General features: G+C 33.2%; 5 protein-coding genes. 3 read left to right on the plus strand and 2 right to left on the minus strand.

The window, feature by feature from the left end; genetic code table 11:
- Nucleotides 1–83 precede the first annotated feature (83 nt).
- Both LGK97_RS02790 and LGK97_RS02795 read left to right on the plus strand, forming a co-directional pair.
- On the plus strand, nucleotides 84–1,562 hold the full coding sequence (locus tag LGK97_RS02790) for a methyl-accepting chemotaxis protein (RefSeq protein WP_226258211.1): 1,479 nt from the start codon (nucleotides 84–86) through the stop codon (nucleotides 1,560–1,562).
- Between the two features lie 311 nt (nucleotides 1,563–1,873).
- Nucleotides 1,874–3,223 carry a uracil-xanthine permease family protein gene (locus tag LGK97_RS02795; RefSeq protein WP_226258212.1) on the plus strand — a complete coding sequence of 450 codons (1,350 nt, stop codon included), beginning with the start codon at nucleotides 1,874–1,876 and terminating at the stop codon, nucleotides 3,221–3,223.
- 77 nt (nucleotides 3,224–3,300) lie between these two features.
- Here the strand turns inward: LGK97_RS02795 and LGK97_RS02800 are convergent, their stop codons facing one another.
- Nucleotides 3,301–4,044, minus strand: a complete 744-nt coding sequence (locus tag LGK97_RS02800) for a DUF975 family protein (protein WP_226258213.1) — start codon at nucleotides 4,042–4,044, stop codon at nucleotides 3,301–3,303.
- Between the two features lie 190 nt (nucleotides 4,045–4,234).
- Here LGK97_RS02800 and cooS point away from each other — a divergent pair, with 190 nt between their 5' ends.
- Nucleotides 4,235–6,364: an anaerobic carbon-monoxide dehydrogenase catalytic subunit gene (cooS, locus tag LGK97_RS02805; protein ID WP_226258214.1), complete on the plus strand. Its 2,130-nt coding sequence runs from the start codon at nucleotides 4,235–4,237 to the stop codon at nucleotides 6,362–6,364.
- A 102-nt stretch (nucleotides 6,365–6,466) separates the two neighbouring features.
- Here cooS and greA read toward each other — a convergent pair whose 3' ends face one another.
- The gene (greA, locus tag LGK97_RS02810) at nucleotides 6,467–6,931 is read right to left on the minus strand and encodes a transcription elongation factor GreA (RefSeq protein ID WP_226258215.1); all 465 of its coding nucleotides are present in this window, start codon (nucleotides 6,929–6,931) and stop codon (nucleotides 6,467–6,469) included.
- Nucleotides 6,932–7,679: the final 748 nt, after the last annotated feature.

The following is a 7,679-nucleotide window of genomic DNA, read 5'->3' on the forward strand; positions in this document are numbered from 1 at the left end:
AACAAAAATAAAGGTTAAATTTAGAATTTAATATATTGAGTTAGTCTTAAATTAGTGAATTATTAATATAGGAGGTATTAGTTATGAATTTATTTAAAAAAGCACCTTGTGATGAAGCAGTTTGCATAATTAAGCATGTGGAGGATAGGTTAAGTGGTAAAGTAGGGGAGCCGCCTAAGATAGATTATCCAATTCACAAAACCTTGTTCAAAACCTTTGATAAACTTTTAAAAAGTGAAGAAAAGATGTCGGAGAACTCTAAAAAGATGATTAATATTACATCATCCTTAAGTAACTACGATGTAGAGATGACGCATTCTTCATTTAAGTTAATTAAATTTGCAGATGATATGTCAAGTATTAGTGAATCTAACCTATCAATAGTAGAAGAAATTACTGCAAATATGAGTGAGGTAAATGAGACAATTAGTAATACTTCTGATACAATGAAGCGCTTACATAAATCCTCTAAGGATCTAGTTCAAAAGAATGATGAAAGTATACTTCAATTGAGCGAAGTTAATTTATTAAAAGAGGATGTTATAAAAGATGCAGTTATAATGAGCGAGCAAATTAAACTATTAGTGGACATGGCTACTAAAGTAAATGATATAGTAAGTGGTGTAGAATCAATAGCAGATCAAACAAATTTGCTTGCATTAAACGCAGCAATTGAAGCTGCAAGAGCTGGGGAAACGGGAAGAGGTTTCGCAGTAGTTGCTGATGAAATAAGAAAGCTTGCAGACAATACTAAAACAAGTTTAAAAGATATGAGGACTTTTGTAAACAATATTCAAGAAGCAGCTAATGGTGGACAAGAAAGTATGAATAATACAATAAGCTCCACCAATAATATGAATTTAAAATTGGATAATATCTCTGACACAATTAAAGAAAATGTTTCAATGTTAAAAAGTACAATTAAAGATGTAGATAGAATAACAGAATCATTGGGAGATATAGGTCAAGCTGCTGAACAAATAAATCAGGCTATGGATGCATCTACTAAAGATGTGGAAAAACTTAATAGCATGACACAGATTATTCATGCTGATGCAATTAAAAGTAAAGAGAGTGCAAAACAAATATCAAAAATTGATGAGGAACTTAGTGTTATTGTAAGAGATATGATTTCTTCCTTAAATGGTGGGAAAAATGCCATAACGAATGAGGAACTACTTACTAATCTCTTAAAGGCTAAAGAGGCACATAGTTCTTGGATGAAAAATTTAAAGCGAATGGTAGATGAAATGAAAGTTTATCCTATCCAAGTTAATTCGCAAAAATGTGCATTTGGACACTTTTATCACTCTATAAATGTATCACATTCTGATATAGCAAAAGAGTGGACAGCCATTGATAAAGTACATAATGAGTTGCATAGTATGGGTACGAAGGTAATAGAGGTAATTAATAAAGTTGATTCAACACAAGCTAATAATCTTTATTTGGATACTGAAAAACTATCTAATAAGATATTTTCTCTTATAGATAATGTTATTGAAGCTATTAAGAAAAACTCTGAATTAGGAATAGAAGTATTAAGAGTTGCTCAGGAGTAAACGGAGAATTCGATTATTGTGAATTGTGGTGAAATAAAAAACAAAATCAAAAAATGAAGCTTTGGGGTATGACCTCAGAGCTTCATTTTTTATACTCTACAATTCTGAAGAACCTTTATAAATTATCATATTTAATTGGGGAAGCATAATTCTGAATAACATAAATAGAAATTTTAAAATTATTTTAATATTTGAAAATATTTTTTCAAACAAGGAGGAATATACCATTTAGTGGAGAATATTACAAATATCTAATAATTGGGAGACGGAATTCATTTAATCAAGTAAATTAAAAAATGGGAGGAGTTTACATGGAAAAAAAAGCAAAAGTTACAGAGTTGGACGGAATACCACCCTTAAAAGAGTCAATCCCTTTAGGAATGCAACATGTATTAGCTATGTTTGCAGGAAACATAACACCAATCATAATTGTTGCTGGTGCACTTAAAATTCCAGCAGACCAAAAGACCTTTTTAATCCAAGCTGCAATGTTTGTAGCGGGAATTGTTACTTTAATTCAACTTTATCCTTTAGGAAAGGTTGGAGCAAGACTTCCAGTAGTAATGGGAACAAGTTCAGGGTTCCTACCAACCTGTTTGTCAATCGGGGCGAGATATGGCATTACGGGCATTTTAGGTGCATCGCTTATAGGTGGATTGTTTGAAGTAGTACTCGGACTGTTTTTAAAACCTTTAAAGAAATTCTTTCCACCAATAGTAACAGGTACTGTAGTAATGGCTATAGGGCTTTCTCTTATTCCAATAGGAGTAAAGTATTTCGGTGGAGGCATAGGTGCTAAAGATTTTGGATCTCCTTCAAATTTGATTTTAGGACTTATTACACTTATAACAATACTTGCATTTAAACAATTTACAAAGGGCTTTTCAAGTATGTCTGCTATACTTATTGGTATCATAGTAGGATATATTATCGCAATTCCAATGGGAAAAGTAAATTTTGATGTAGTAGCAAATGCTGGCTGGTTAAGTGTACCAACTCCTTTTAAATTTGGATTATCCTTTCATTGGGAAGCTATTTTCGCAATGCTAATGATGTATATTGTAACAGCGGTAGAAACAGTAGGAGATATTTCAGGAATAACTATGGGAGGGCTTAAAAGAGAAGCAACAGATAAGGAATTATCTGGAGGAGTAATTGCAGATGGTCTTGGAAGTAGCTTTGCAGCATTATTTGGAGTTTTACCAAACACTTCTTTTAGTCAAAATGTTGGCTTAGTAGCAATTACTGGAGTTGTAAATAGATTTGCTATTGCAACAGGTGCAATATTCTTAATTCTTGCAGGATTTTTTCCTAAACTTGGAGCAATCGTGTCCATTATGCCACCTAGCGTATTAGGTGGAGCTGCAATACTAATGTTTGCAATGATTGCAATAAGCGGTATAAACTTAATAACTCATGAACCACTTAGCGGAAGAAACGGAATAATTGTGGCAGTAGCTCTAGGGCTAGGATTTGGTCTAGGTTCCGTACCGGAAGTACTTGCAAGTATGCCGGAATGGGCTAAGTTATTATTTGGCGAATCAGGTATAGTTGTAGCATCGATGGTAGCACTTATACTAAATATCATATTCCCAAAAGATGAGGTAGTTATAAAAACAAAGACTTCGAAAGTTAATAGTATAAATAGTTATAAGCAGTAAAGTTTTAAATTAATATACAGTTTTAAAGGGAATCCATTGGATTCCCTTTTGTAATTTAATAACTCTTTAAGTTTCTTCTAAAATAGTTTAAGTTCTTCATAGGTACAAATACCCTCATCCAATGCGTGCTTACGCAATACTAAATATAGTTCTGCTTTTGTAGCATTCTCATAAGGGAATACAAATATTACTCCAACAAAAAATAATAATCTGCCTAATAAATACCATCCTATAAATGAAAGATCCAATACCCACATATTTAATTTTTCGCCGTCAGTCATTTTAACACTTAGTTCTAGCGCACGATTATATTCCATGCTTGGGTTATCTGATAAAATATAAGGTACCATTCTATAAGCATAGGATTTTACAATCCCAGGTATTATAAGAAGTAAGGTCCAAAGAAAGGTCAAAACGCTTTTATATAGCATGGTTTTTACAATGTTAAAATAATAACCGTTATTAAAACCATATCCTAAGTGATTCATATTTATATTATTTTGTGCTGATTGGACAAAGTAGCGTTTTCCTCCAATTTCAAGGGGATAACCTAAAAATACACGAAAGGCGAAAGCAAATACAAGCACAATAATTACAGATCCTAAAGTAATTAAAATCAAAAAAGGAAATAAGTCAGTAACTGGTTTAGAGAAAAAGCTAAAGCTTGGGCTTGAGTTTTGATTTCCAGAATTCCAGTTAAAATTAAAATAATTATCACTACCACCAAAGATTGCCAAAACTATGCTAACAAAAAATGCATTCCAGTAAGAAATCTTTAAAACTGCTTTTGCTCTATTTTTTAAAGATTCACGACTCCACATTTTATAACCCCCATTATAATTTTTTTGATTACATGTATAATCATAACTCAATATGATTATTTTAACAATAAAATTTCAGCTTACTATAAAAATCCCACTTTATATAATTATGCATCCATAAGATGAAATGTTACATGTTTTAATAAAAAATGCAAACACTAGATACAAATATAGTCTTGGAGGTATGAGAATGTCAGATAAACAAATAAAAGATTCCTATGAAAATAGTTCTAAAAGAATGAGTGGCTCTGATGCCACTATAGCATCAAAACTTAACGATTCGAATGATCCCAATATGCATAGCGACTTACATGAAAGGGTTCAGGTGAATTATCAAAACATTGAAAAATCTCCAGAGTCTATGGAAGAAGTACATAAATGGCAAAGAGAGCATGTTGCAAAGGGTGACCAATCTAAAGAGGGATACCCTATGAACATAATCATTGATCCAGCAATGAGAGAGATGTACCAAGTGGTACACAACGCTTCAATGACAAACGTATTTGATAGGTTTGCGCAGCAACAGCCAATACAATGTAAATTTTGTGTCGAGGGTTTATCCTGTCAATTATGTGCCAATGGTCCATGCAGAATAAGTGAAAAAGTGCCAAGGGGAACTTGTGGGGTAGATGCACATACAATGGTTGCAAGAAACTTTATGTATAGACATGTAACCATCGGAACTTCAGCTAATATATTTCATGCCCTTCAAGTAGCTAGATCACTTAAAGCTGCAGGAGAACATCCGGAAAGTGGTTTTAAAATCAGAGATGCAGAAAAATTAAAAGAATACTCTACTATGGCTGGCCTTGACATAAACAAACCAATAGAAAAGTTGGCAATAGAGTTTGCTGATTGGGTTATTGCTGATATTCATGCTCCATACTATAATCCTTCTAAAGCTGTAGAGGCTTTTGCACCAACAAAACGTAAGGAATTATGGAGAAAACTTAATTTGTTTCCAGGAGGGGGATACAGTGAGATAGCTTATGCACAGACTCGTTGTATGACTAACTTAACCTCAGATCCAGTAGAATTCCTACTTAATTCTGTTAAGTTAGGAATAGCAAATGAGTTTCAAGGGCTATTCCTACTTGATATATTACAAGAAATTCTTATGGGCACTCAAAAGATAGCAATGAAAAAACAAAATATGGGGCTTTTAAAAGATAATATGATAAATATTATTACAAATGGTCATATGCCATTGCTTGCGCATATTGCATTGGATTTAGCATCAACAGAGGAATGGCAACAAAAGGCAAAAGCAGCAGGCGCAGATGGAATGCAAATTCTTGGCCATGTATGTGAGGGCCAACAACTTATGAATTATGATGGCACTCATGATCAAAAGGCCTATGGTGGTCAAGAAGGAGAGTGGCTTTCAGAAGAATATCTCCTTGCTACTGGTGTAGTAGATTTATTTATGTTTGATTACAATTGTACTATACCAACGCTACCTATTTATGCAAAGAGATTTGGAACAAAACTACTTGGAACCCATGATATTATTAAGCTTCAAGGAACAGAAACTTTAGAATTTATCCCAGAAAAGACGAAAGAACAAGCTGTAAAAGCACTTGATATGGCTATAGAGGCTTTCAAACAGCGTAAAACAGAAAAGCGAGAAACCTATATTCCGCCTCACGTATCAGATTGTATGGTAGGATTTAGTACTGAATCTGTTAGAGCCGCACTAGGTGGGAGTTTTAAACCGTTAATTGATCAAATTGTAAATGGTAATATAAGAGGAATCGCAACTATAGTTGGTTGTACTACAGCAAGATATGGTCAGGGTGGAAGTAATATTTTTAAAATAGCTCAAGGATTAATAAAAAATAATATACTTGTTCTCTCAGGAGGTTGTACTTCATCAGTAATGGAATATACAGGACTTACAAATCCAGAAGCTGCAAACGAATGTGGAGAGGGATTAAAGGCTGTTTGTAAGCAGCTTGGCATTCCACCAGTACTTACATATGGTGCCTGTGTGGATATTGGAAAGATGACCCACACTGCTATGGAAATTGCAGATGAGCTTAATGTAGATACAAATATGTTACCAATTGTAATAGGTGCACCAGAATATCTAGAACAAAAGGCTGTGGCAGATGCTTGCACAGCTGTAGCACTAGGATGGCTTGTACACGTAGCGCCGGTACCATCAATTACCGGTAGTAGTGTAGTAGTAAAAACTTTAACTGAAACCACTGAAACACTAGGTTTAGGTAAGGTTGTAGTAGAACTAGATGCAGAAAAAACTATTCAAATCTACGTAGATCATATTGAAAAGAAGAGAAAAGAATTAGGTCTTAAGTAAAAAAACATCCATAGATTTGATTTACACAAATCTATGGATGTTCCATTTTCATAAAAAAGTGGTAGGTACGTACTTGGTACAATAATATTAGGTTAATGAATTTTAATAAATTTTTTCTATAATTACTTCGTAGTTACCTTGTGGAGATACAACAGTACATTTTTCTCCAAGAGCCTTTTTATATATTGCCATGCCAAGTGGAGACTCAATACTTATATTCATGAGCTCAGGGTTGGTTTCTACCGTAGATACTAAGCATACTTTTTCGATGTCATCTGTGTCAAGGAACTTAACATCTGCTTGGCCACCAAGACCTAAATGCTCGTCATTACTGTAATCTTCAACTATTGTAGAACTTCTTAATATCTCTTGAATCTTAAGTATTCTATCATTATTAGTTGCTTCATCATCTTTAGCTGCATCGTATTCTGCATTTTCACTTAAATCGCCATGGCCTTTTGCTTCCTTAATGGATGCTGTTATTTCTCTTCTTTTTTCCCCGGTGCGCAGTTCTAATTCTTCTTCTAACTTTTTTGCACCACTAGGCGTTAATATTGTAGTCTTCATAAGTTTGTCACTCCTAACAATTTGTATATTTTAACAACATTTTGGAAGCTTCAAGTCTGCCATCTTATATAAGTGGCAGTTGCATAGCCCAGAAAGGTTACTTTGGTGGCAGTCTAAATCTGCTTCCAAAGTTGTTAATATTGCAGCATCGCAGATGATGATTTAATTATAACACAAATGATATTAGTGCGGTAGCTAGTACCACCTGTAGATTTAACTAATAGCATAAGGTAATATAAATAGGAATATATAGTTTAAATTTGTAACCATTAAGATTTAATATAAACAATATGGGGGATTTATAGTGTAGTGGTTTCAGATGTGCTTTGTTGGTTGCTATTGATTTTGATAACTTTAACAATAAACTACTCCTAGTGTATCCTTGTAAGGGAGATTTAATAATTGGCAGTATTATAAAGAATAATGCATATAAGTGTCGTATTTTCAGGATTAGTATAAATACACTATATATGAACACATGATAGAATACTCCTTGTCGCAACGAATGAGTAACGACAAAAGCAAACATTGATAAGTTAACATTTAATACTTCAATAATATATTTAAAAATATTAAAAGAAGTTGTTGACAAATTAAGAAGTATCTAGTAATATAGTAGAAGTCGTCGCAAGATGACAAAACAAATTGGTCTTTGAAAATTAAACAGAGAAATAGGTAAAGAAACGAAATAATATTTCGTTAAACCAGTTAATTACTTTAGCAAAAAGTAATTCTTAGTTTTAAGACT

Origin of the sequence: Clostridium sp. CS001, assembly GCF_020443565.1 — a bacterium.
Lineage (GTDB): Bacteria > Bacillota > Clostridia > Clostridiales > Clostridiaceae > Clostridium_AD.